Raw genomic sequence first — 24,939 nt, 5'->3', positions numbered from 1 at the left:
GTGTAATTTATTCTATGCCGGTAAAAAGAGGACTTTCCCAATCGCACACATCTGGGCAGGGTATTGTATAATCATATACATTTGAGTTTTTGGCAACACTGCCATCGCTGTCGGGCATATAAAGCACATCATCGCCATATGGCTTTTTGTCACTTTTCCTTACAAGCACCATTACAAAGGTTACTTCATTCTTTATATCCTCTGCAGCCTCACTGTTTAACGTAAAATAGGCGCGCACACCTGCAATGCTGTCATCTGCTTCGCATTGCTTACCCATTTCTATAATATCTTCTTTTGAAATATAAACCGCCTTCGGAACCTTTTTTGCATCCGCCTCAGAGGTTTTATTTAGCATAAAATTGCGCCAGTTGGTGGTTTTTTCTATTGCTTCCGGAACAGAAATAATTACTTTGGTTTCTGTGGGTAATTGGTTTTTTGAACTCATTTCTTAGGTTTTTAATTGTGAAAGTTGGTTGTATTAGCCTATGTAAATATTAGCGGAATTTACCTAAAAAAGTAATTAGGATGCAAGTTTGTTATGCATTATTAAGGCGCAACGCTTCCGGATGAAAATATTTCATTATAATGCAATTTAAACTAATGAAAAATGGAATTTCGCGAGATAGGTAATACAGGGATCATTGAAATAATTGTTGATGGTTTGGTTATCAATAATTTGGAAGATGGGACTGACCTGGTAGGCGATGTATACTATCAGGGTTATGAAAAATTAATCATCTATAAAGATAACATCGCACCCGATTTTTTCGACCTGAAAACAAAACTGGCCGGTGAGATCCTGCAAAAATTTTCTAATTACCGGGTGAGATTAGTCATCCTTGGCGATTTTAGTAAAGTTGAAAGCAAGAGTTTGCAAGACTTTATCCGCGAGAGTAATAAGGGTAAACTTGTTAATTTTTTATCGTCAAGAGAGGAAGCGATAGGCCGGTTGTCCGCTTAAAGTTATGTAACTGGCATACCACCTCGAGCAACCGGAGCTTGAGTGGATATAAAGTGGCTTGGCGAGAAAAGGTAACAATCAATCTTAACGCTTTGCTTTCCCTTTACAAATGTTTAAATTTGATAAACAGCATTATTATGGCAAAGGCATTAGAAAGGGAATTGTTGCAATATATTCTCCAACTTGACGAGGCGGAGAAGAAATCTGTATTACAAATGCTAAAAACCTTTTTAAAAGGTCGTGAAAAAGCAGTTTCTCGTATTAGCGTAGAGCAGTATAATAAAGAAATTGACGAAGCCATTGCCCGTGTAGAAGCGGGTGATTTTTACACACAAGCCGAAGTTGCACAGATGGCGAAAGATTGGTAATGAGAAGGATTTCCTGGGATAAACAGGCATTTGATTGCTTTCGCGATGCTATTTCTTTTTCCGGTAAGTGATAATTTTATGTTGTTCCCCATGCGTACCAATTATCACTTATTTTTACCCAGCGAACAATTTCTCCGCAATCATTAAACTGTGGATGTGTACCGGATTTTGAATAGGAAAATCCATAGCAATTATCTAACATTCCATCCATTGTGAATGAGATTGACCCATCTTCCAACAATGCAAAACTTATGAAGCCTGTCGCGATCAGTCTTTGACGAAACCGTTCATAAATTTTCTTGTCAATCCCGTTATGGTTTAAAACACTATCAAGTAAATATTTTTGCCCTCCAAGTTCATTGCCAATCGTGTCGATGTCTTTCTTATCAGGCTCTATGGATATACTATTTACTGATTTCCAATATCTCAGGCCATCAGTCATTTCTACAATCTTGCGGTAATCTTTTATTTCAGAAACTAAACTTCTCAGCTGCTTCTCTCTAAACTTAAAGTAAATAGCATCTGCAACTTGCAACTGGATGTCGTAGCTGTAAAAAAACAAAACTACGCTGCCTATTGCGATTGGGATAATCAAACTCTTTCTAACGAACTTACGGCGTGACAAACGAACCGTTGTTATTATTAGAACAAACAATGCAATAAAGTATATTGGAAACAGCATGAATATGCTTATATTCCGTATTAAGAATATGGTTCCTATAAATGGCGTTATGGCACTACTTATAAAAAATACCAATAGTGGCTTGTAATTAGTGGTTGTTTCCTTTTGAGTTGTCAAGTGGTTTAGCTATATCTAAGGCTGGTGATAACAAATATAAACAACTATTCGCAAGTCAAATCTTGTTACAAGTATTCGATACTTATTGATAACAACTTTGATTAAATTTAACACTAAACCAAAAACACCCCACAGCCTTCCAACTGTAGGGTGTCTTATTATATAAATAATTACTTCTTCACTGCATAAACATTAGCAGCCCCCGGCGTAGGCCCGGCGCTGGCTACCTGTGTACCCACAATATGCGTTTTGGTCAGTGCTGCAGCAAGTGTAACGCCACTGCCCGATACTTGCACTCCAGCCATTTGCGCGTTTTTGAGCGGCGCAGTTAAAGCAATTGAATTACCGGGTGCTGCAGGAGCATTTGCTGCCGGCGGCGGACCGCCAAAGCCGCGACGTGCCGCCGTAACGTTAGCAATAACAACCGTTTCTGTAGTAGCACCGCTGCCTATGGTAATGGTTTGGCCAACGGCAAATCCAGCCACGCTACCAACAGGGACAACTGTTTCGCCTGCGTTGATGGCTGCACTTGTTGTTGTGGCGCCGGTTGTGCCTACGTTGCTAATCACAATATTTTCAGCATTAGCGCCCGAACCTATGATAAGTTTCTGGCCCGCGGTAAGATTGGCTACACTTGCCACTTTGATATTAGTTGATCCTGCCGCTGCTGGTACTACAATGTTCACTGTATTTTGTACATTAAAGTCGCTGCAATTGCTGTCGCTGTCGTTACCATCCGGGAAACGGCCCACGCTGCGGTTAGTAAGATCTGTAGGTGAAGCTCTTGGGGCTGCAGGCCGCGCGGTTGAACCGGGCAGTACCACAATGCAACCACCCATACCTTGTTCTCCCTCTAATGTAGCTATTTCTGTACTGGCTATGGTGCCGTTGGCGCTCGAGTTGCTTTGCTGCGATCCGTATACCATGCCATCAACCAGCACCTTGCCCGTAGCGTCCATCAACGCTATAGATCCTGCATTGGCCGAAAGCGGAATGCCAAACCATTGGTTGGGCTGCCCCTGATAGCCAAAAGATGCCTCGCCCGCATGGTGCAAGGGCGCACCTTCCTGATGTGCCTTACCCAGATAGTTATTAAGCGTTATACCACTACCTAACGCCTGCACCAGGTCGGCACTTTTGTGTTCAAAACGTGTTGCGGGTGTAAAGCTAATGCCTGTGCCTGATCCAAACACATCAACATCAACCATGTGATCGCGTTTTAAAGGAGCCTGTAACTCTATCTCGCCGCCTGCGCCGGGAGCCGCGCCACGTACAGGGGCGGTATACGCGCTGATTATTCTTTTAACCTTTACATCTTCAATGCGGGCACCAGTATTGATGGTCAACACATCACCCACATTAATGGCAGAATTGTCAGTAACTTTAATAACGGTTTCGCCAGCCTTGGCAGCAACAGAAAGATTGGCCTGTGTGCCCGCTTTTCCAACCGCGGTAACTGTTGCAACTTCGTAGTTGCCGCCCATATCAATACCTATCTTTTCGCCTACCACAAAACCTGCCGCGCTGGTTATAGGGATATTGGTAGCACCAGCTTTAATGGTAAGTCGGGATGAAGTAGAAACCGGAATGTAAACCGTTGTTGCCGGTGCGGCTGCGGTGCCTAATCTGGAGATCCTGCGTGTTTCGCCATCTACATCCAGCACCTGACCCTCTACCAGGCCATCTATACTTTGAACATTGATATCTATATCGCCTGCTTTAACAGGCGCAACAAAGCCCGACGTAGCCAGGCCAAGCACATAAAAACCACCCGCCTTAATTTTTGTACCTGCCGGGATGGTTGCCAATTTAACAGAACCCCATTCGCTGCGGGTATTAACAATGGTCCAGTTTGAAATATCTACAGATGAAGAGGATGAATTATATAATTCTATAAACTGATTGCTCAAATTATTGCCTGTACCAAAACGAACCTCGTTGATTTTTACAGGCGGCGCGTTGCGTACCCGCTGCGTGCTTATATCTGATTGAGCTATGGCATTATTAGCCCCACTCCATTCGGCTTTGGTGGTTAAAAAACCTGCTTCAGCAGCGGCGGGTGCGGTTACTTTAAAAGTAACGCTCACGCTGGCGCCTGCAGCAATTGGGTAAGCAAAGCTTTTTGATGCACCCGTTGCACCGTCAACGGTTGCTGTCCATCCCTTGAGTGGTAATATGCTTAGTTTTACACCATTTGCTGTTGCGCCGGTGGTATTGGTAAACTTTACAGTTACATCCTGCGATGCCTTAGGGGTGAAAGTTTTAATGCGCGAAACACTTAGTCGCTCCACATCATATTTAGCGGCTACTATGTTAGCTTGCACAGCATCGGTAGTAGTAAATGATGGGTAGCCAACGGTCATCACACCCTCGTAAAATGTACCTGATGAACCTGCTCCGTTATCGCCGCCGTTACCCAATAATACACCGCCTTTTTTGTGCATAGGGTAATAAGCGTTGCTGCCCGGTGTGCCGGGGCGAACGCCGTCATAATAAGTAGTTAATTTGCCTTGCTGTGCATTGCCGCCACGCAGGTCCCATTTGTTTCCGCCGCCGCCATCAACAAAAGCGCTCACAAACCGCCACGAGTCTATAGTGGGTACATCATTCTTTTTAGCGTTATAACCCGAAAACAGACCAGCCTCCATATCAGACATTATCCAGGGGCCGGCGCCGTTGCCACTACCCCATGCGGTTGATGTGCCATAATAAGTGGTTTCCATGGTACCTGTCCCAACAGCCCGGCTGTTGGTTGATGAGTTACCGTAATCAAAGCAGCAGCCACTATCATAATGCTTTCCGTTAATAACATAATAAATGCCTTCGGGTTCGTCGTTTATGGCAAGGTCGCTGGAGTTGTTGTTACGCAAACCAGTACCAGGCATTATAAACACGCCGTAAGCTTTATGCCCGCTGATGGTTACCGGTGCCATATCGGCTATCGGCAGGGCATCATAAGCGCCTTTTTCCGGGCCTTTAAATGTTCCCGGGGGGGCTTCGGTAAGGTGGTTTTTTTTGCCCGACTGATCGTAAAGTATGGCAATACGACAAAGTGAATTAGCACAAAAGGCATCCTGTGCCGCCGCATTAGCGTAGCCGCCTGCATCACCCTCGCTGGGTTGAACTACCCCCACATCCAATGTCTGCCCATCGCTTTCGCGCAAAACCTGGTAAAGGGGGCCGTTGTAAGATTTGTATAAGGCGCGTGTAGTGCTGTGTGCCGCCGCGCAGGGTGTGCCACCTTTTGCATAAATATCACATGCTCCTTCGGGGCGCTCCGGAATGGCATTTTTTGGTCCGGTCATGGCCATTATTAATAATCCGACGGGCATTGTTAATGCAAATGCGGAGAGCGCTATTAAACGATTCTTCTTCATTAGTTATGTTGGCTGTTTATTAGGAATTTTAATTGGTTTTCAGTCTGCAAAACAAATATAAACCTTTAAATGTGTTTTAAACACTTAAAAAAAAGCTCCTCAGCAATAAGATCTCTGCTTCTTTTTGCTTTAAGATATATTTTATTTATACTCATTATCAACAGTTTAAACTAATTTATTTGTTAGGCAGATGATTGGCCTTTAATGGTAGCATTTTAGTTACGAAAATGGATAGTTCTTGATAACTAAGCCCATAAATTTTTATATTTGGGAATAAACTTAATGATATGGCCAGTTATAACCTTTCTGTCAACGGTAAGAGCATGACCGTTGAAGCTGATTCGGATACCCCTATGCTATGGGTGTTGCGAGACCATTTAAACTTAGTGGGTACTAAGTTTGGTTGCGGCATTGCACAATGCGGCGCCTGTACCATTCATGTTAACGGTGTAGCCACGCGCTCATGCCAGTTGCAGGTGGCATCAGTAGGCAATAATAAAATAACCACTATTGAAGGGCTTAGCAAAGACGGCAACCACCCACTGCAAAAAGCATGGGAAGAGATTGATGTTGCGCAATGCGGTTATTGCCAGGCTGGCCAGATTATGGCTGCAGCGTCCCTGTTAAAGAAAACTCCAAAACCAACGGATGCTGATATTGACGCAGCAATGAATAATATATGTCGTTGCGGTACGCACTACCGCATACGCAAGGCCATTCATTTGGCTGCTGAGAAAGGAGTGGTAACGAAATGATAGATCAATCAACATCAAGACGTAATTTTTTAAAGATTACCTCAATAGCTGGTGGCGGTATGCTGGTTGGCTTTAATATGATAGCCGATTCGGCTTTGGGCAATGCTGCTGATGCAGTTTTCAATCCAAACGCCTACGTGTCTATTAGCTCAAAGGGGGTTGTAACGTTAATGTCGCCTAATCCTGAGATTGGGCAGGGCGTTAAAACCGCTTTACCCATGATCCTTGCCGAAGAATTGGAGGTTAAATGGGACGATGTGGAAGTTGAAATGGCTCCGCTTAACTCAGCCAAATACGGCCAGCAAATTGCCGGAGGTAGTGGTGCTGTAAGAGGAAGGTATATGCCTATCCGCACCGCCGGGGCTACTGCTAAAACAATGCTGGTTACAGCTGCCGCTCAACAATGGGGCGTACCTGCAGAAGAGTGTTATGCAGAGAATGCTACAGTAATACATAAACCTACCAAGCGCAAATTATCTTACGGCGACCTGGCAGCTAAAGCGGCAACCTTGCCTGTGCCAACTGATGTTAAACTTAAAGATCCTAAGGATTTTAAGATAATTGGTACGCGTGTACCCAATATAGATAACCATAAAATAGTAACCGGGCAGCCTTTATATGGCATTGATACCCGCAGAGAGGGTATGCTGTTTGCCGCCGTTGCCCGCCCGCCTGCATTTGGTAAAGCATTAAAATCGTTTGACGACACCGAGGCCCGTAAGGTAACCGGGGTGAAAAATGTAGTAAAAGCAGGCAATGTGGTTGCGGTATTGGCAACATCTACCTGGGCAGCTAAAAAAGGCAAACTGGCGTTAAAGGTTGAGTGGGAAGACAAAAGCAAACTGGAAAGCTCTACTGAGCATACTGCAGCGTTTACTGAGTTATTAAGCAAGACAACAGAACGCGCGGCAAGAAATGACGGTGATGTAGAGGCAGCGTTAAAAGACAGCAACAATAAAATTATGGAGGCTGTTTATGAAACGCCTGCACTGTCGCACGCTAACATGGAGCCGCTTAACTTTTTTGCCGATGTTAAAGGCGATAAAGCCGAACTATATGGCCCTACCCAAGTACCAAGTGCCCTCCGCTCTTCGGTAGCGCAGGCTTTGGGGATACCTGAAGCAAATGTTACTTTGGCTATGCCAAGACAAGGTGGTGGCTTTGGCAGAAAGTTAAAACCTGACAATGGCGTTGAGGCGGCACTGATATCGCAAGCGGCTAAAGTACCCGTGCAAATGCTTTGGATGCGTGAAGATGATATGCAGGGAGACTTTTATCGCCCGGCATCCATGTTTAAATATCGCGCAGCCATCGGCCCTAATAATGAAATTGCTGCATGGCATTTAAACGCCGCGGTGTTAAGTGGCGGCGGAGCTGCAGCAGCCAACGCCTTCCCGGCAGCCAGTATTACCAATTTTAGGGTAGACAATCAAAATTTGCCTACCAATATTCAAACAGGTGCATGGCGTGCGCCAACGGCTAACTCGGTAGCTTTTGCTGATGAGAGTTTTATAGATGAGCTGGCTCATCAAATGAAGAAAGACCCGGTTGCGCTACGCCTTGAATTGATAGAAAAAGGAAAGAACCAACCGGTAGGCAAAGCGCTGAGCTACGACCCGGTTAAATACAAAAGCGTGATAGACCTTGTGGTAAAAATGAGCGGCTGGGGTAAAACCAACAAGCCTAATGTTTACCAGGGTTTCGCAGCTCACTATTCATTCTCAACCTACGCGGCACACGTTGCCGAGGTAACTAAAATGCCCGATGGCCAATTGCGTGTAACAAAAGTTTACAGCGCCATTAACTGCGGCAGGGTAGTAAACCAAAGCGGCGCAGAAAACCAGGTGGAAGGCGCGATAGTTGATGGCTTAAGTCATGCTTTATTTAGTAAGGTAACCTTTGATAAAGGAGCCGTAGAGCAAACCAACTTCCATACCTACCGCTTTATGCGCATGAAAGACGCGCCTATAGAGGTTATAGTAAAATTCGTACCATCAGAAGATGCACCAACCGGCTTGGGCGAACCAGGCTTACCTCCGATAGCGCCTGCCGTAGGTAACGCTATTTTTGCAGCAACGGGCAAAAGATATCGTAAGTTGCCTTTTGAGTTAGGATAAAATTAGATCGATATTTATATACAAAGCGATGGGTGTAAACCCATCGCTTTTTTGTTTTAGCGGCGATCTCTTCTTCTCCTCAACATAAACTAACAATTTTTATTTGCATTGACTAACTTTTTAGTTATTTTCGATGTAAATCATTTATAAACCTTGTTGAGTGAAGTTATCAGCACTTAGAGTCTGCACCTTAGCAGCAATTATTAGCTGTGTTTATAATAATATATACGCCCAGCAAAAAACAGTTGCAAAACTTAGCAATTACGCAAGCGCGCTAAACAACATCCGCGAGCTAAAGCCGATTGAAAAGTTGTATCTGCAAACAGATAAACCCTATTATGGGGTTGGCGATACCCTGCGTTTTAAAGGATATTTATTGAATGCTGATTACCTTACAGCTGCTGCCCATAGCGGTTTACTTTATGTTGAACTGTATAACGAGCAAAGTAAAAGTGCAAAGCGAATAATGGTGCCCGTTACAAACGGACTGGCATGGGGTAACATTGCATTAGACAGTACAGAGATACCCAATGGCACTTATACTTTGCGTGCCTACACCAACTGGATGCGCAATTTTGGCGAAGATTATATTTTTAAGAAAACCATTCTCATATCAAAAAGTGCGGATAACCCCCAATTGGTAAAAGCCAACTTTAAGCAGGTTGGTAATAAGGTGGAGGCCCAACTGCTGTTCAGTTTGCTTGATGGAAGGATTGAGGCTTTTAAGGACGTGGAACTGAAAGTAATGAATGGCAGGCGAAACTTGTCGAAAGATAAAGTTGTAACGGGAGCCGACGGTGTTGTTAAAGTTAACTTTACTGTGCCTGAAGGTGCCGGGACATTGAGCATTCAGGTGCTTACCCAAGGCCGTGATTTGCTGAACATTCCTGTCCTGATCAATCGCAAGGAAAACATCGACCTGCAGTTTATGCCCGAAGGGGGGCATTTGGTTGCGGGCTTAATAAGCAGAGTTGGCTTTAAGGCCATTGGCGAGGATGGCAAAGGGTTTGATGTTAGTGGTAAGATACTTGACAGTAAGGGCCAACAGGTAAGCACCTTTGCGTCTGCACACATAGGTATGGGAAGTTTTGAGTTTACGCCGGTGGCCGGCGAGATCTACACAGCAAATATTAACGGAGTTGCCAAAGCTTACGCTTTTCCGGTTGTTAAATTAAACGGAACAACTTTATCGGTTAAACAACAAGCTGACTCAATACAGGCTCTGATCTCTGCTACGTCTGATGCAAAAGGCACTTACAACTTAATAGCCGTGGCAAATGGTTTGGTTTGTTTTGCAAAAACGATATCGGTAGATAAAAGCACTAAGATATCCGTTGATAAAAAGCTATTTGCGACAGGGGTTGCGAGATTTACGCTGTTTAATAATTATCAGCCGCTTAACGAACGGATTGTTTTTATTGATAATCACGACAGCTTAAATGTTAGCATTAATACCAACAAAGCCAATTACACACCAAGGGACAGTATAGCACTAAACGTTACTGTAAAAGACCCGGACGGCAACCCCGTGCAGGGGAATTTCTCAATAGCTGTAACCGACGATAGCCAGGTAAAATTAGATAGTTTAAGCACCAATATTCTGAATGACTTGTTGCTCACTTCTGATCTGAAAGGCGAGATAGAGCAGCCGGGTTATTATTTTACTTTAAACAAAGAAACCGATCTTGACAATTTAATGCTCACGCAGGGCTGGGTGGGCTACACCTGGCAGGAAGCATTTCAGCCAAAATTGCCGTATGCTTATATGCCCGAAAAGGAGTTTGTTATTAAGGGAAAAGTGAGTACGGCTTTCGGCAAGCCGATTGAAAGATCAAATGTTGTGCTTGTTGCCAATAAGCCGCTCACGTTTAAAGACACATTAACAGATAACACCGGGCGCTTTACTTTTAAAGGCTTATTTCCGGTTGATACGGCCATATTTAAATTACAGGCACGTAATAAGAACGGCAAGGAAATGAATGTAAAGATAGATATGGACGAAGTAGCTTCTCCTGTATTTGATCTTATTCCATTAACAAATCCCTGGTACGTTAATACTGACAGTATTTTACTCAACAATTCAAAAACAAGAATTGCTGAGGCCCAAGCGCTATCTGAGTACAAGGGCGAAGGCAATGTACTTAAGGCAGCAACTATCAAAGCAAAAAAAGTAGTGCAAGGTTCTAAAAATCTTAACGGCCCCGGAGCTGCAGATCAGATAATTGATGAAGAGGAATTGCTGAAAGCGGATAAAATGACTTTAGAAGAGTTACTATTAAAAAAGATAAAAGGATTTGCCGTTTGGTGGCCGGGCAAACCTGTACCTAAAGCGTATTATATTAATGGCAAAAGATTGTTTTTAGTAATAGACGGGTACAATATTGATAGCTTTTTTACCGGAAAAACGGAACAAGAACGATACTCTTTTATGAAAACTTACATGGATTATTTTACAGCAGAAGATCTTACAGGACTGGAAGTGATGTTCAATGCAAAGTACACTGCTGGTTATATTATTGCCTACTCTGCATCTGGGGTAAACATTCGAAAAGAACCCAACCCTTTACTACCCTATTGTTATTTAGAAATAACAACACGCTCAAAAAATGGGCCGTTTATGCAGGTAACGCCGGGTACGTACCTTTATAAAACACTACCTTTTTCAGTAGCGAAAGAATTTTACAGCCCCAAGTATACCCTTAAAAATAAAACTACCGGTTTGGGTACAGATCAGCGTTCAACCATTTTTTGGGATGCAAATATTACTACAGATAAAGGCGGTAAGGCTACGGTTTACTTTTATAGCGCAGACAAAGCGGCTAATTACAGTGTAATTTTAGAGGGCACGGATATGAATGGGCAATTGGGATATAAAAAATACAAAGTGGTTGTATCGCGCTAATAAAATTCCTCCTTACAAAAAACCATTAATGCAAAAGGTATGCATTAGCGTCGACTAAGCATACCTTTTTTGTTTTTCTTATAAATCAAGCCTGAATCAGATCGCTAATCTTTTTTTATCTTTTTATAGGACGGTGCCGGTTTGGGCTTTTTACTGAATAACCCTCCAAAAAGGCCTTTGGCTTTACCCCAAATATCGGTAACTGTATCGCTTGAAACATAGCTGGATGCTTTTTGAGACGCAATGCCCACCAAAGCTTTCATTATAAAACCCGAGCCACGGAACAGTGTTTTATTTAACACCAGCGGAATAATAAAACGGGATAAAAAGCCTACCCAATCCTGCTTTGGTTCGTGTTTGTCATCAGATTTTGAAGAACCGCCTATTAAACCAACAACGGTAGATAATACGGCACCAGGACTGCTGAAATGCTGTTTCAGCTCGATCTGTTTCTCTAATTTTGCCTGTTGCAGCCTGAATATCTCAGCCCTCAGATCACTTCGGTTTCTTATCAGCGTATTCATAGCTTAATTGTTAATTATTTTGTTGATCATTTTGTCGGCTATTGAAGCTTTTATGGCTTTGCTGCTTAACAAAAGTATCAGCACCAAAATAAGATATAATCCCGCCACACAGCCAAAGCCGGCCCAGAAAGACTGCAGCACATCTGCCAGATAAAACCCTAAGGCGGTGCTTGCAAACATGACCAGAAATATTACTAATACAGCGAGTACTACGCCAACTATAGCAGATGCTAATGCACCCGAGCTACCGTCAATTGCTTTTAGTTTTGCAATTTTTATCTGCAGCTCAATGTATTCTTTTATCTGATCAATAAGAGATTGAGGTTGCGTATCTTTTTGGTCTTCCATAGGTATTATGTTAGCCGGATATATAATTAAACCCCGGATATTGTATAAAGCCAAACGGGGCTTAATAAGTTTTAATCAATATTTACGCGTGTTCAAGATCGTCCTGATATTCTTCTTCAGCGCCTTGTATCTTGCTTTTGATGTTCTCAACTATCTTATCTTTAAAGCCTACCAGGTTATCAATTTCGGCAGCAGCAGTTTCTTTTATGGAGTCGCCAAGATTTTTTAATGATTCGGCCAGTTTATCACGGGTTTCATCCCCTTTGTTTGGCGCAAACAATATCCCAAGTGCAGCACCTGCCGCTAAGCCGGCAAGCAGCGCAACAACTACTTTTGTGTTATCTTTCATAATAATGGTTTTTTAAGTTGAACATTCTGTTTAATAACGACTAAATATCTTGCCAAATATATGAGCCGAGACATTTTATTTGAATTTAGATAAAAAAAGCGATTCTAGAAATAAGGCCGGCCGTTAAATGTTCAGAAAACTGTCCATCTGTCAGGTCAAACCCTCCTCACGGACTGATTGGATGCGCTCCAGCCGGTCGGCAGCCAGACGGTTGGTTTCGTAGATCTCTACTAACAACAAAAAGTACGAAAACAAAAGCGGCCCGAACACCAGGCCCAATATTCCAAACAGCGGCAAACCAATAAACACGCCTATTACTGTTATAATAGGGTGGGTGTTAGATACCCGTTTGTTGATCATCATGCGCAATACATTGTCAATGTTGCCTATAAACAGCACGCCATATAATAACAGTAAGACGCCTTTAGCCGGATGGCCCTGAGCATATAAAATAGCCCCTGCGGGGATGGTTAAAGTAGGCGCACCTACAACGGGTAAAAACGAGATAAAGGCGCCTATAACGCCCCAAAAAAGCGGATCGGGTATGCCGCAAATCCAAAAGCCGTTGGCCAGCAACGCGCCCTGTACTACCGCTATTAACCCCTGGCCCAATACGTTTGAATAGGTGGAGTTACGCAGTTCTTCTGCAAACTTCAGTGCATATTGTTCGCGGAATGGTGCATACTTTAGTGCGCCGGCCTCAAACTGCTTTATCTGTACAAACATAAAGTACATCAAAAAATAGCATACCAGCAGCAGTAAAAAGATATTGATTACACTACCTATAAGGGAGGGGAAAAGCTCGGTTGCAATTGTGCCCAATTTTTGCACTGTCTCTTCGGCAAAATGCGGTTTGCCTATTGTTTTACCGGTAAACTCATCAATCTTAACCAGCCATTCCTGTATCGGGAAATTCTTACTATTCAACTCGGATATTTTGCCTATCACCATTAAGCTCAGTGCTAAAAAAGGCAAAACAATAACCACGAACGAAAACACAATGATAAGGACGGCAACTAAAGGGCGGTTCCAGCCCTTTTTATCAACCATGTATAAATAAAATGGCCTGAAAATGGTGAAAAGCACAATAGCGCCAAGTATAGCGCTGAATAAACCGCTTAACGCATAAGTTATAAAGCAGCCTAATATGACTATGCTTACCAGGATTATAACATTGCGCTGCTTATAATTAAAAATGGACATGCGGTAAAATATATAAGCAAAACAAAAATGCGCCCGAATGTTTTAGCGCATGCACGTAAATATTTTTGAAAAGCGCGTTACGGCATTTCTTTTATCAGGGCATCAATTTTTGCTGCGCTGGCGGCAATGGTTTCAATGCAAAACTTAACATCGTCGGTTGGGTTAACCACGTCGTGTTTAATAGTATCTAAAGCAAGGTGAATATTAGAAAGCTGATTCTTTACATCATGTTTAATTAAACGCAAAGTTCTTATATCAACGGTTCCCATTTACTTTAAATTAATAGCTTTCATTTTATTGTAAAGGGTTTTCCTGTCTATCTGCAAAATTTCTGCCGCTTTGGTTTTATTAAAATTCACTTCGCGCAATACTTTCAATATCGTTTCGTATTCTGCTTCAAGCGCCGCGTTCTTCAAATCGTGGCGCGGCTCTTTGGCTACCTGTGGCTCTGTTGATTGGCCTTGTGCAAAATCACTAACAGGCATACGGTAGTTTGATATCTCTAAAGGTAACGATTTGGTGGTTATCTCGGTGCCCTCGCTTATTAACGCTGCCCTGCGCACTATATTTTTCAGCTCGCGTACATTGCCCGGCCAACGGTAGTTCATAAAACACTCAATCGTTTCGGGCGCAAACGTTATAACGTGCCTGCCCAATTCTTTATTAGCTTCTTCCAGAAAAAACTCCGCCAGTAACAAAATATCGTTTCCGCGCTCGCGCAATGGCGGCATATAAATACCAAACTCGTTAAAGCGGTGGTAAAGATCCTCGCGAAAACGGCCTTTTTGTATGCCTTCCTGCAGGTTTTCGTTGGTTGCTACAATAATGCGCACATCAAGGTCTATCTCTTTGGTGCTGCCAATTCTTTTTACTTTGCGTTCCTGCACTGTTCTAAGCAGTGCCGCCTGTATCTCGTAAGATAGGTTACCTACCTCATCTAAAAATAAAGTTCCGCCATTGGCCATTTCAAAGTGCCCTATTTTAGTTGCAAAGGCGCCGGTGAAAGAACCCTTTTCGTGCCCGAAAAACTCGCTTGCAGCCAGTTCTTTAGTTAACGATCCACAGTCCATAGCTACAAATGGCTGGCTGTGGCGATTACTGTGCAGGTGGATGCTTTTAGCTACTTCTTCCTTCCCGGTACCGCTTTCGCCTAAAATAATTACGCTGTAATTGGTTGGTGCAACTAATTCTATCTGCCTGTAAAGTTCTTTTGAAGCACGGCTGGTACCCACTACAAAACCTGATAGGTTTTGCTTTTTATTAGCTTTATTAGCTGTAGGGGCGCTGCCTTCATCCTCAACTAAAGCGTGGTGAGTTTCAATAGCTTTGGTAATGGTGTTTAAAATTTCATCAGGATAAAGCGGCTTGGTGATATAATCATATGCGCCCATCTTTATCAGTTCAACCGCCATTTTTATATCAGAATAGCCGGTAATGATGATGACCCCCGTTTTTGGATACTGGGTCTTTATCTTCTTCAGCATTTCGCGGCCATCAGTGTCTTCCAGTCTAAAATCGCACAAAACAAGGTCAAATTCCTCGGTTTTGAGAATTTCCATGCCACTGTTACCGCTTGATGCAGTACTTACATCAAAGCCATTACGTGTTAAAAACTTTGACAATAATAAGGCAACGTTAACTTCATCGTCTATGATGAGTATTTTTTTCATATAGCTTCGTACAATATAACAGGCAGATGCACCAAAGGGGTTAAATTACACAAAAAAACATAATTCTGTTTGAAATAAATTAATTGGAAAAAATTATTGCGCAGTTGCTTTCACAAAAAAACGGGGAGCGCTAATTAGCGCTCCCCGTTTAAATTACAAATGTTGTGATGGTAGTTACTTGGTGTCAAACGCATAAGCTAAACGCAGACCTAAAAAGTTGATCTTGCTATCGTTAACCAGGCTGTTAAATTTGGTGCTGGCCTCGTAACGGATACCGGCATCAAGGTAACTTTTATTACCTACCGGGAACTGGATACCCACCTGCGGTGCCCAAACAAAAGCTGCTGAGTTATCAAAACCCAGATCTTTTTTGTTTAAAGCGATGCCGGCACCAGCTTCACCCTGAATGTAGAAGTTACTTACAGGGAAGAACTTTAAACCCGCTTTAACCGGCAGCAATTGAATATCGGTTGCTGATATTGCGCCGACAGCTTTGCCAAAGATGTTGTTGTAACCCGCATTAACGGTAACAAACAAGTCGTTGGCAACAGGGATATCAGCTTGTACCGATCCGCCCAGGTTCCAGTTATGCGAATCATTTAATTTGCCGGTAGGGATGCCGGTTTCAACACCGATACTTAAACGTACGCCATTTGCATTGGTAGATGTAGGGGCGGTTTGTGCTTTTGCAGCGAAGGTAAGACCAGCAAATGCCGCAACTAATGCTGAAATTTTTAATGTACTTTTCATGGTATATAAGATAAATTGTTGTGTGTGTTTTTAAACACGGAGCAAATTAAAGCAACAATTTATATATGATTTCTCATCCAAAAGTCACGATTATTCAATCGATTGATTAACAGTAATTTAATTTTTGACCGAATGGGAATTTTGGTCAGTATTATGTAAAAATCATTACAGTTATGCTATCTTATTGGCGGGGATAAGGTTGATAAGCTAATGAATTATTTACAAAAGTTAAGAAATCTATGCTAATTTTATGAGATGAAAAAAACCTTATCAATTAGTTTCATTATTGTGTTAATGGCATGTGGTTGTAAGAAAAATAATGAATCGCCAGATACCGGGTCTAAAAACTCCTATCAACCAGTTAGCAGAGAGTCATTTTGGAAGTATAAGGAAATCGGTCCCTCTGGAACACCCCTCACCACGCTCGTCACCATGACGGGAGCAACAAAGACTATAAACGGCCATATGTACTATGAATACACAACCCAGCTTGCACCCTCAGGCGCCAAAGGTACAGGTTACTCTTACTCAGAAAATGGCATAGTGAGGTCAGCGATTGGCGACGTAGAAAACCTTTTCCTCAAAGAAAACGCGGCGATAGGCGAAACCTGGACATATATGGGGCCAATGGCCGATAAAGAGGAGATAAGGCCGGGCGTTTTTGTTGATAGTTATTCTACAGTCATTGCAAAAGTTGTTGAAAAAGGTATTAACTATACCGTTGAGGGAAAAGCATTCGCAAATGTTATCCATATTAAACAGATGAAACAGTACAGTTCGGGCGCGACAATTGACCTGGATGATTATTACATAGCTAAAGGCGTAGGTATGATTGAACGCAAAAGCGCTGACGGAACCAATGGTTCTTTGCTGGTGGATTATGCTGTAAAGTGATGATACGTTACGTATCCCTTTAAGTTAAAGATGTTGAAAGGTAACTTCCTCTGTAATGCCGGAGCCAAATGCAGACAATGTCATGGTGTTTTCGTTAAGCGCCTGAATGGAAAAAGTCTGGTCGAGCAGAACATTATATAAAGTAATATTCATTTCATAACCCTGATAACTCCACCTGCCTATAATGGGCTGTGTAAAATCAGGGTTGCATGCTATTGCTCCCATTTCTCTGGTGCAAGTTTGATCTGATTTAAATGTGAAAATGTCATCCTTCATGCAGGCATCGCGCGAAGTGAAATTGTCAACCCAATCACCCCCTCTTATATTGTAGCGCCAACTAACGATTATCCAAGGTTTTTGCGTGAGTAATTCGGACCGTGTTTTAGTTTTAGTAGTCTCACTTTTTTTGCACGATGATTGAGCAAATGAGATAACGATCAGTAATAGCAGTAAATATTTAGTATGCGTCATTTTGATAGGTTTTATTATAATTCACTAAAACAATGAAATAATGAATTGGCAAATCAGAAAAGCATTTCACTTTTAGTGTAAATTTATGTTATTTACAGCGCTTTGATGATAAGTAGTTTAAGGTGTTCAAAGCGCTTCATGCCAACTGCTTACTAAAAATACTGTTTCGGTCTGTTCCGCATGTTTCGGAACGTAACACTAACCATAAAAAAGCCCTCCCGTGTTCCGGAAAGGCTTAATATATATTGCAGATAGGAATTGCTTAAGCGCCACCGCCCAGATCACCACCATGCACACCTTCCTCGCGGAATAGTTTAGCACTCAGGTAATCATTATTCATGCGGCTGATGTTGGTCAGCGTAATTTCTTTAGGGCATTCTGCTTCGCAGGCGCCGGTATTGGTACAGTTACCAAAGCCTTCTTCGTCCATTTGTGCAACCATACTTTGCACACGGCTCCAGCGCTCAGGCTGGCCCTGTGGTATCAAAGCAAATTGCGACACCTTGGCAGATACAAACAGCATAGCTGATGCATTTTTACAAGCTGCCACACAAGCACCGCAACCAATACAGGTAGCAGAGTTAAAGGCCTCGTCCGCAATTACTTTAGGGATAGCAATCTCGTTGGCATCAGGCACGCCACCGGTATTAACCGATACATAGCCACCCGCCTGTTGTATGCGGTCAAATGCAGAACGGTCAACCGCCAGATCCTTTATCACCGGGAAAGCTGCTGCGCGCCATGGCTCAATAGTAATAGTTTGCCCATCATGAAAGCTGCGCATGTGCAACTGGCAGGTGGTAATGGCGCGTTTTGGTCCGTGCGGCTGGCCGTTAATGTATAACGAGCACATACCGCAGATTCCTTCGCGGCAATCGTGATCAAAATGTATAGGGTCCTCGCCTTTTTTTGTTAAGCTTTCGTTCACTACGTCAAGCATCTCCAAAAATGACATATCAGGCGAAATGTTTTCGGCCTTGTAGGTTACCATTTTCCCTGAGGTGTTGGCGTTTGCCTGTCTCCACACTTTCAGGGTAAGATTCATATTTCCACTCATTCTTCGTTAGATTTGAGATGTGAGATTTGAGACATGAGATTAATTATTTAGCAAGGTTTTTTGAAATGCATAATTCATCTTCTGCAATTCATCAATTTGTTTTAATAATACATCCAACACCTCATCACTCAATAAACTTAATTTATTTGATATTATTAACTGAGTTTGTAATTCATAGGATGAGCCATTAGCAATTCCCAAGAAATTAGTGAACTCTTTTTTTGAATTTCTTCCTGCCCCTTCAGCAATATTTGAAGGAATAGAGACAGCGCATCTTCTTGATTGGCTGGTTAGGCCAAACCTCTCATCTGAAGGAAAATTACCAGTTGCTTTATAAACATCAACCGTTAAATTAATAGCTTTATTCCAGATTTTCAGTTCCTTTAGATTATGCATTGTCTTTAATTTGAGTATTGAAATATGAGATTTAAGACAAAAGAGCCACTGGAGGTCTCAAATCTCATATCTCACGTCTCAAATCTTACTTATAACTCCTCTGCGAAGGATGCACCGTTTCAAAAATCAGTTCTTCCTTGTTCAATATTTCCGGTTGGTTATCGCCTGTGTATTCCCACGCGCCAACAAACAAAAAGTTCTCATCGTCTCGCAAAGCTTCACCTTCTTCTGTTTGCGATTCCAACCTGAAGTGGCCGCCGCATGATTCACGGCGCATCAGCGCATCATCAACCATTAGTTCGCCAAGTTCTAAAAAGTCGGCAACGCGGCCGGCTCTTTCTAACGAAGCATTAGCCTCTTCATTCGCACCTATCACCAGCGCGTTCCTCCAAAAATCAGCACGTAGCTCGCTTATCAATCCTTTAGCTTTGGTTAAGCCCTCTTCTGTACGCGCCATGCCGCAATATTCCCACATAATGTGGCCAAGGTCGCGGTGGTACTCATTAACAGTTTTGGTGCCCTTAAGCGCCAATAGTTTATTTATACGTTCAATTACTTCTTTCTTGGTTTGCGCAAAAGCAGGGTGGCTGGCATCAACCGGTTTCGGACCGATGGTAGCCAGGTAATCGCCTAAAGTATATGGTATCACAAAATAGCCGTCGGCTAAACCCTGCATCAAAGCAGAGGCACCTAAACGGTTGGCACCGTGGTCAGAGAAATTACATTCGCCCAAAGCGTATAAACCAGGTACGGTTGTCATCAGGTTATAATCAACCCAAAGGCCACCCATGGTATAGTGCACCGCCGGATAAATACGCATTGGCTGGGTATAGGGGTCCTCGTTAGTGATCTGATAATACATATCAAACAAGTTGCCGTATTTAGCTGCTACTGCAGGCTGCCCAAGGCGTTTTATGGCATCGGCAAAGTCAAGGAAAACGGCTATGCCCGAGCCACCTACACCACGGTTATCATCAACCATTTCTTTAGCGTTACGTGATGCCACGTCGCGCGGTACAAGGTTACCAAATGATGGGTATTTGCGTTCCAGGAAGTAATCGCGGTCTTCTTCTTTTACATCAACAGCCTTTAACTGGCCCTTGCGCATTTTTTCGGCAGTTTCAACAGTTTTTGGTGCCCAAACCCGTCCATCATTACGTAATGATTCAGACATTAGCGTCAGTTTAGACTGATGATCGCCGGATACCGGGATACACGTTGGGTGAATTTGCGTATAGCATGGGTTAGCAAACATAGCACCGCGTTTGTGTGCGCGCCATGCTGCCGTTACGTTGGAGCCAATTGCATTGGTTGACAGGTAGAATACGTTACCGTAGCCACCTGTACACAATAATACTGCGTGGCCAGTGTGTGTATCAATCTCGCCTGTTGTTAAGTTACGGGTAATGATGCCCTTGGCGTGGCCGTCAATAGTAACCACGTCAAGCATTTCGCTGCGGGTATACATTTTAACCTTGCCTTTGTGGATCTGGCGGTTGAGCGCAGAATATGCACCTAACAACAACTGTTGTCCGGTTTGGCCGCGGGCGTAGAACGTACGCGATACCTGCGAACCACCAAAAGAGCGGTTATCAAGCAAGCCGCCGTATTCACGGGCAAAAGGCACGCCTTGTGCCACGCACTGGTCAATAATATTTACTGATACCTCGGCTAAACGATGTACGTTCCCTTCGCGTGCGCGGTAGTCGCCACCTTTAATGGTATCATAAAACAAACGATATACACTATCGCCATCATTCTGATAATTTTTAGCTGCGTTAATACCACCCTGTGCCGCAATTGAGTGGGCACGGCGCGGGCTGTCCTGAAAGCAAAATGCTTTTACATTATAACCTAACTCGCCCAAAGTGGCTGCTGCCGAAGCACCGGCTAAACCTGTACCCACCACAATAACATCAAACTTGCGTTTGTTGGCGGGGTTAACCAGTTTTAAATTAAATTTATGCTTGCTCCATTTTTCGCCCAGCGGACCGGCGGGGATTTTAGCGTCTAAATTCATGTTTTTTATTTTAGAGGCAAGAATTAAGAGTCAAGAATCAAGATAAAATGATAATTGCTTCTCTGTCTTTTCTTCCCGTTTATTTTAGTGTTATAATTCTTTTTGATGAAAATTAAAAGTCTTGAATCCTGACTTCTTAACTCTTGATTCTCAACTTATTTCAAAATACAATTCTGTAAAAAATACCAAACCGGCATGGCTGCAAAACCTAAGGGGATAATAACCCCAAAAAACCAGGTGCCAATAAACTGTACCACAGGCGTGTACTTGCGGTGCGTCCACCCCAGCGTTTGGAAAGCGCTTTGAAAGCCATGCAGCAAGTGAAATGCCACAGCAACCATAGCCAGCACATAGAATATTACGTATATTGGATTGGTAAAGCTCTCTACAATTTTTGCATGCAGATCTTTAACTCTAACAATCTCAATATCGCCTTCTGATGTTGCAGAGTGTTCAAACTCCGGATCAGCCGGTGTAAAGTCTGTTACAGTAGTAACATTGGTTAACACATTAGTGCGGTACTCTTTATAAGCTACCGTGTGGGTATACTTGTACTTATACCAAAAATCGCTCATGTGTATCACAATAAACAAAAACAATATAGAGCCTAAAAGCCCCATGTTTTTGGATGAGAATGATGCGGGAGATTTTGGCTGGCTTGCATAAGCCACGGGGCGCGCTTTACGGTTTTTAGTTGTAAGTACAATAGCGTACACAGTATGCACAAGTATAGCAGCGTATAACAGGTATGCTATAACTTCAATAGGCGGAAAATGCGTAAGGAAGTTGGCGTACATATTAAAACCATAACCCTTATCATCCTTAAAAAGAAAAAGGTTGCCGCCCAAATGCACAATAATAAATGTACATAAAAACAGGCCCGTTAGTGCCATGATCAGCTTTTTACCCACCGATGAGTTAAAAGTTTGTTTAAATTCACTCATTATGTATTATAAAAAATTTTTGTCAAAAGTATTTATTAAATGCCGAAAGATAGAAATGCAATCAGCGTTTTGGCTATGAAATGGTTATTTAGAATCAATCTAAAAAAATGACAAAGTTTTGACCATGTAACATTATAAAATCAACTTTAAAAAACGCTTAAGTTTAAATAAATTGCCCCGCTAAAACTTTGTCCCTATGCGCTATTTTTTCTTTCTTTTGGCCACCGTTTTTCTACTTACGGGCTGTGGTAATAACACTGTTGAATTTACCGGAACGGTTTTGAGCGGTAGTACGGGCAAGGTGCTGATAAGCAATAACGCTAACGAAATTGTTTATCAGACCGAAATAGCCAATGGCAAGTTTTATATTAACAGGCAGCCTCTGCCATCAGCGGGTTTTTATAAATTGGTGTTTTTTATAGGAGGCAAGTCATCCAAAAAAAATGAAATTTACCTTGAACCCCGTGTTTTCTACACTATAAAACTGGATGCCAAGAACATTGAAAAATATCCTGAAATAACAAGCTCACCAAAAAAACAAACAGAACTATCAGCTTATTACAATCTGCTAACGGCTGCTAAGGTAGCGTCGCGCGCCAAAGTAATGTCTTTTGATGCGCAAATGCACAAGCTTGATGATGAGTTGCTGACATTTGAAGAGCGTAACACCCGTTTGCAGCAACTGCGCAACCAGCAGTTAGATGCCAATGTAGTTGATATGGTTGCAGTGTTTGAGGCGTTTTTAAAGCAGCATGCTGATAGTGAGATTGTACCGCATTTAATGCTGAGTACCGAATACCAGCTAAACCCAATTGGTTACTATGCGTTATTTAACAAATTGAGCGACGCTGCAAAAAGCACTGATGAAGGCAAGCAACTGGAGGAAAAATTGAAACAGCTTACCCGCCTGGCTGCCGGGGGAGAAGCACCCGAAATTGAAGGAAGTACGCCAGAGGGCAAGGCCATTGAATTGAAAGCACTGAATAAAAAAGTAATTATAGTTGATTTTTGGCGGGCACTCAATTCGCAAAGTTTGCGCGATCATGATGAAATGCAGAAAAACATGTTGCCCCGCTATAAAAGCAAGGGCCTTGAAGTTGTAAGTGTATCGTTTGATGACAATCGCGACAAATGGCTGGCTTACATTAAAAAGAGCAACATGACCTGGCCGCAGTTATCAGACCTTAAAGGCGACGACTCGCCCAATGCAAAGAACTGGGCCATCACAAAAATACCTACCTATTATATACTGGATGGCAAGGGCCATATAATTAAACGCTGCCTTGATTATTACGAGCTGGAAGTGGCTGTTAACAATTATATGGCGAAGCGCTAAACGCCAACCACCTTATCTTTTAGCACGGCAAATATCTTATCGGTTTTGCTGCTACGCACCGCTACGCGGCCTGTAAATTTGCCAAAGGACGGCAGGATGGCCTGCCTGCTGCCAATTGCAAAACATGGCAGCGTAATACTTTGACGGCCCTTGCCCGTTAAGTGGATGCCCGGGTGTATGTGGCCGCAAAATGCATATTGCGTTACTAACTGTAGGTCATCTTCGGTTAGTGGGTGATGTAGCATTAAAAACGGCCCGATGATCATTTGTTTATGCAGCGCGATATTTAACTGATCATAATATTTATCGGCTATAATATCGTGGTTCCCTCTTACCAGATCAATGATAACCTTCGGAAATTGTTGTCGCCACATAGCAAACCACTCCCAGTCAGCATTTATATCGCTATGAAACAAATCGCCTAAAAAGATGATGCGTTCGGGTTTAAACTCGGCCACAAGATCAGATAATACTGCCAGGTCATTTTGCTCCAGGTCTCGCGGAACTGCTATGCCTGCTTTTCTGAAATGGCCGGTTTTGCCTAAATGCACATCGGCAACCATTAATGCTTTTTGCTGCTGCCAGTAAATGGCTTTTTGCGGCAACAATAACAGATCCTGATCAAATAGTTTATATGGTGCACCCGCGCTTATCGTCATGGGGCAAAAATAATAAATTGGATGTAATCCTTTGGCGTGATACACATGCTAACAAACAAGCCAAATTTTAGCACATAAAAAAAGGGTCGGAAAACTCTCGCAGTTTTACGACCCTACATCTACCTATGAAAAACAGCCCTTTGGGTGGGCGTATGCGCATTTTGTCCAAAAAAAATGCCAAGAGTATTTTATGCGTTTTTAGCCCAAAACACAACTAAAAGGTGTGGAATTAATTTACTATGAGGAAAATACTTCCCCTAATTGGGTAAAATTTGCCATAACCGTATGTAGCTTTAATTAACTAATACTAAAGGCTAAACTTGTTTAACAGGCAAATGCATTAACTGCGTAATAATTAATAGCGCTAAGCGAATAATTTATGAAACCATCGGCACAAACTATTGTTAGAAAGGATATGGAGTACAATGTGTATTTATTAGCTACCGACCCAAAAAACCCTTGCAGAGACGTTATACACTCTAGAGATACCGGTTTAAAGATCAGGGTTTACTGTTTGGATAGTGATAAGATAAATCCGGATCCGAACGAGATACAGCTTTTTGGATATGCCCACAAAAAATTATACGCCTTTGAAACTATTGATATAACGGCCGAAGACGCATTAGACGTGGTGGGGGCCATTCAATGGTATGCCGAATATATTAACTATCCCGAAATGGAAATTTTGCCCGAAGACCCACGCCCGGGCCATAGCAATGATATTGCCATGTAATAAAAAAGCAGCTTCCTCACCGCTTTATTAAACGTAAAACACACTAAATGAGCTGAGTAAAAATAATTGAAAATTATTTTTGCATAGTTGTGTAGAGATTCTATATTTGCAGTCCCAAAACAAGGGAGTTTAGCTCAGCTGGTTCAGAGCATCTGCCTTACAAGCAGAGGGTCACTGGTTCGAACCCAGTAACTCCCACTTAACAAAAGGTCTTTTTCGCATGAATTAGGCCTTTTTTGTTGCTCCTAACTTTTCTATCCTATCAATGTGCTTGCAAATCGCTTGCAAATGCTTGCAAATTTTGCA

At 42.6% G+C, this 24,939-nt stretch carries 24 protein-coding genes and 1 tRNA gene; 9 read left to right on the top strand and 16 right to left on the bottom strand.

From position 1 onward, the window contains the following. Positions 1 to 7 precede the first annotated feature (7 nt). Positions 8 to 445, bottom strand: a complete 438-nt coding sequence (locus tag ACVW2L_RS15385; RefSeq protein ID WP_457128846.1) for a hypothetical protein — start codon at positions 443 to 445, stop codon at positions 8 to 10. Positions 446 to 607: 162 nt separating this feature from the next. Here ACVW2L_RS15385 and ACVW2L_RS15380 point away from each other — a divergent pair, with 162 nt between their 5' ends. Both ACVW2L_RS15380 and ACVW2L_RS15375 read left to right on the top strand, forming a co-directional pair. Beyond that, positions 608 to 961 (top strand): DUF4180 domain-containing protein, encoded by a 354-nt coding sequence (locus tag ACVW2L_RS15380; protein ID WP_457128845.1) that lies wholly within the window; start codon positions 608 to 610, stop codon positions 959 to 961. Positions 962 to 999: 38 nt separating this feature from the next. After that, a complete protein-coding gene (locus ACVW2L_RS15375) occupies positions 1,000 to 1,329 on the top strand; it encodes a hypothetical protein (RefSeq protein ID WP_457128844.1) in 330 nt (109 codons plus the stop codon). A 76-nt stretch (positions 1,330 to 1,405) separates the two neighbouring features. Here ACVW2L_RS15375 and ACVW2L_RS15370 read toward each other — a convergent pair whose 3' ends face one another. Then, on the bottom strand, positions 1,406 to 2,011 hold the full coding sequence (locus tag ACVW2L_RS15370; protein ID WP_457128843.1) for a hypothetical protein: 606 nt from the start codon (positions 2,009 to 2,011) through the stop codon (positions 1,406 to 1,408). 287 nt (positions 2,012 to 2,298) lie between these two features. Further along, the gene (locus ACVW2L_RS15365; RefSeq protein WP_457128842.1) at positions 2,299 to 5,505 is read right to left on the bottom strand and encodes an arabinofuranosidase catalytic domain-containing protein; all 3,207 of its coding nucleotides are present in this window, start codon (positions 5,503 to 5,505) and stop codon (positions 2,299 to 2,301) included. A 287-nt stretch (positions 5,506 to 5,792) separates the two neighbouring features. On the opposite strand from ACVW2L_RS15365, the gene ACVW2L_RS15360 reads away from it, so the two are divergent. The 3 genes from ACVW2L_RS15360 (at position 5,793) to ACVW2L_RS15350 (ending at position 11,279) form a co-directional block, all read left to right on the top strand. Next, positions 5,793 to 6,260 carry a (2Fe-2S)-binding protein gene (locus ACVW2L_RS15360; RefSeq protein ID WP_457128841.1) on the top strand — a complete coding sequence of 156 codons (468 nt, stop codon included), beginning with the start codon at positions 5,793 to 5,795 and terminating at the stop codon, positions 6,258 to 6,260. Beyond that, on the top strand, positions 6,257 to 8,377 hold the full coding sequence (locus ACVW2L_RS15355; protein WP_457128840.1) for a molybdopterin cofactor-binding domain-containing protein: 2,121 nt from the start codon (positions 6,257 to 6,259) through the stop codon (positions 8,375 to 8,377). Before ACVW2L_RS15360 ends, ACVW2L_RS15355 begins: the two co-directional genes overlap by 4 nt. Before the next feature lie 160 nt (positions 8,378 to 8,537). Then, on the top strand, positions 8,538 to 11,279 hold the full coding sequence (locus tag ACVW2L_RS15350; RefSeq protein WP_457128839.1) for a hypothetical protein: 2,742 nt from the start codon (positions 8,538 to 8,540) through the stop codon (positions 11,277 to 11,279). A gap of 104 nt (positions 11,280 to 11,383) precedes the next feature. Here the strand turns inward: ACVW2L_RS15350 and ACVW2L_RS15345 are convergent, their stop codons facing one another. The 7 genes from ACVW2L_RS15345 to ACVW2L_RS15315 form a co-directional block, all read right to left on the bottom strand. After that, positions 11,384 to 11,803: a hypothetical protein gene (locus ACVW2L_RS15345; RefSeq protein ID WP_457128838.1), complete on the bottom strand. Its 420-nt coding sequence runs from the start codon at positions 11,801 to 11,803 to the stop codon at positions 11,384 to 11,386. A 3-nt stretch (positions 11,804 to 11,806) separates the two neighbouring features. After that, complete coding sequence (locus ACVW2L_RS15340; protein ID WP_457128837.1) at positions 11,807 to 12,151, bottom strand: phage holin family protein; 345 nt, start codon at positions 12,149 to 12,151, stop codon at positions 11,807 to 11,809. Between the two features lie 82 nt (positions 12,152 to 12,233). Then, positions 12,234 to 12,500 (bottom strand): YtxH domain-containing protein, encoded by a 267-nt coding sequence (locus tag ACVW2L_RS15335; protein WP_457128836.1) that lies wholly within the window; start codon positions 12,498 to 12,500, stop codon positions 12,234 to 12,236. Between the two features lie 150 nt (positions 12,501 to 12,650). Beyond that, positions 12,651 to 13,703 carry an AI-2E family transporter gene (locus tag ACVW2L_RS15330; RefSeq protein ID WP_457128835.1) on the bottom strand — a complete coding sequence of 351 codons (1,053 nt, stop codon included), beginning with the start codon at positions 13,701 to 13,703 and terminating at the stop codon, positions 12,651 to 12,653. 77 nt (positions 13,704 to 13,780) lie between these two features. Next, positions 13,781 to 13,972, bottom strand: coding sequence for a hypothetical protein (locus ACVW2L_RS15325; RefSeq protein ID WP_457128834.1), 192 nt, complete (start codon positions 13,970 to 13,972; stop codon positions 13,781 to 13,783). Next, positions 13,973 to 15,373: a sigma-54-dependent transcriptional regulator gene (locus ACVW2L_RS15320; RefSeq protein ID WP_457128833.1), complete on the bottom strand. Its 1,401-nt coding sequence runs from the start codon at positions 15,371 to 15,373 to the stop codon at positions 13,973 to 13,975. A gap of 174 nt (positions 15,374 to 15,547) precedes the next feature. Further along, on the bottom strand, positions 15,548 to 16,123 hold the full coding sequence (locus tag ACVW2L_RS15315; RefSeq protein WP_457128832.1) for an outer membrane beta-barrel protein: 576 nt from the start codon (positions 16,121 to 16,123) through the stop codon (positions 15,548 to 15,550). Between the two features lie 255 nt (positions 16,124 to 16,378). On the opposite strand from ACVW2L_RS15315, the gene ACVW2L_RS15310 reads away from it, so the two are divergent. Then, positions 16,379 to 17,017: a hypothetical protein gene (locus ACVW2L_RS15310; protein WP_457128831.1), complete on the top strand. Its 639-nt coding sequence runs from the start codon at positions 16,379 to 16,381 to the stop codon at positions 17,015 to 17,017. A 24-nt stretch (positions 17,018 to 17,041) separates the two neighbouring features. Here the strand turns inward: ACVW2L_RS15310 and ACVW2L_RS15305 are convergent, their stop codons facing one another. The 5 genes from ACVW2L_RS15305 to ACVW2L_RS15285 form a co-directional block, all read right to left on the bottom strand. Next, the gene (locus ACVW2L_RS15305) at positions 17,042 to 17,488 is read right to left on the bottom strand and encodes a lipocalin family protein (protein ID WP_457128830.1); all 447 of its coding nucleotides are present in this window, start codon (positions 17,486 to 17,488) and stop codon (positions 17,042 to 17,044) included. Between the two features lie 262 nt (positions 17,489 to 17,750). Next, positions 17,751 to 18,545: a succinate dehydrogenase/fumarate reductase iron-sulfur subunit gene (locus ACVW2L_RS15300; protein ID WP_457128829.1), complete on the bottom strand. Its 795-nt coding sequence runs from the start codon at positions 18,543 to 18,545 to the stop codon at positions 17,751 to 17,753. 39 nt (positions 18,546 to 18,584) lie between these two features. Continuing rightward, positions 18,585 to 18,941 (bottom strand): four helix bundle protein, encoded by a 357-nt coding sequence (locus tag ACVW2L_RS15295; RefSeq protein WP_457128828.1) that lies wholly within the window; start codon positions 18,939 to 18,941, stop codon positions 18,585 to 18,587. A gap of 85 nt (positions 18,942 to 19,026) precedes the next feature. Then, positions 19,027 to 20,961 (bottom strand): fumarate reductase/succinate dehydrogenase flavoprotein subunit, encoded by a 1,935-nt coding sequence (locus ACVW2L_RS15290; RefSeq protein ID WP_457128827.1) that lies wholly within the window; start codon positions 20,959 to 20,961, stop codon positions 19,027 to 19,029. Positions 20,962 to 21,116: 155 nt separating this feature from the next. Beyond that, the gene (locus ACVW2L_RS15285; RefSeq protein ID WP_457128826.1) at positions 21,117 to 21,905 is read right to left on the bottom strand and encodes a succinate dehydrogenase cytochrome b subunit; all 789 of its coding nucleotides are present in this window, start codon (positions 21,903 to 21,905) and stop codon (positions 21,117 to 21,119) included. 196 nt (positions 21,906 to 22,101) lie between these two features. Here ACVW2L_RS15285 and ACVW2L_RS15280 point away from each other — a divergent pair, with 196 nt between their 5' ends. Next, positions 22,102 to 23,241, top strand: a complete 1,140-nt coding sequence (locus tag ACVW2L_RS15280; protein WP_457128825.1) for a TlpA family protein disulfide reductase — start codon at positions 22,102 to 22,104, stop codon at positions 23,239 to 23,241. Here the strand turns inward: ACVW2L_RS15280 and pdeM are convergent. Beyond that, on the bottom strand, positions 23,238 to 23,900 hold the full coding sequence (gene pdeM / locus ACVW2L_RS15275) for a ligase-associated DNA damage response endonuclease PdeM (RefSeq protein ID WP_457128824.1): 663 nt from the start codon (positions 23,898 to 23,900) through the stop codon (positions 23,238 to 23,240). The two genes, ACVW2L_RS15280 and pdeM, sit on opposite strands and share 4 nt — an antisense overlap. 379 nt (positions 23,901 to 24,279) lie before the next feature. Between pdeM and ACVW2L_RS15270 the strand changes: the two genes are divergently transcribed. Both ACVW2L_RS15270 and ACVW2L_RS15265 read left to right on the top strand, forming a co-directional pair. Further along, entirely contained in the window at positions 24,280 to 24,633 is a 354-nt protein-coding gene (locus ACVW2L_RS15270; protein WP_457128823.1) for a hypothetical protein, read from the top strand. A 123-nt stretch (positions 24,634 to 24,756) separates the two neighbouring features. After that, positions 24,757 to 24,831: transfer RNA gene (locus ACVW2L_RS15265), tRNA-Val, on the top strand. Positions 24,832 to 24,939: the final 108 nt, after the last annotated feature.

Source organism: Mucilaginibacter sp. HD30 (genome assembly GCF_054061755.1).
This window is presented reverse-complemented; position numbering and strand designations above follow the sequence as displayed.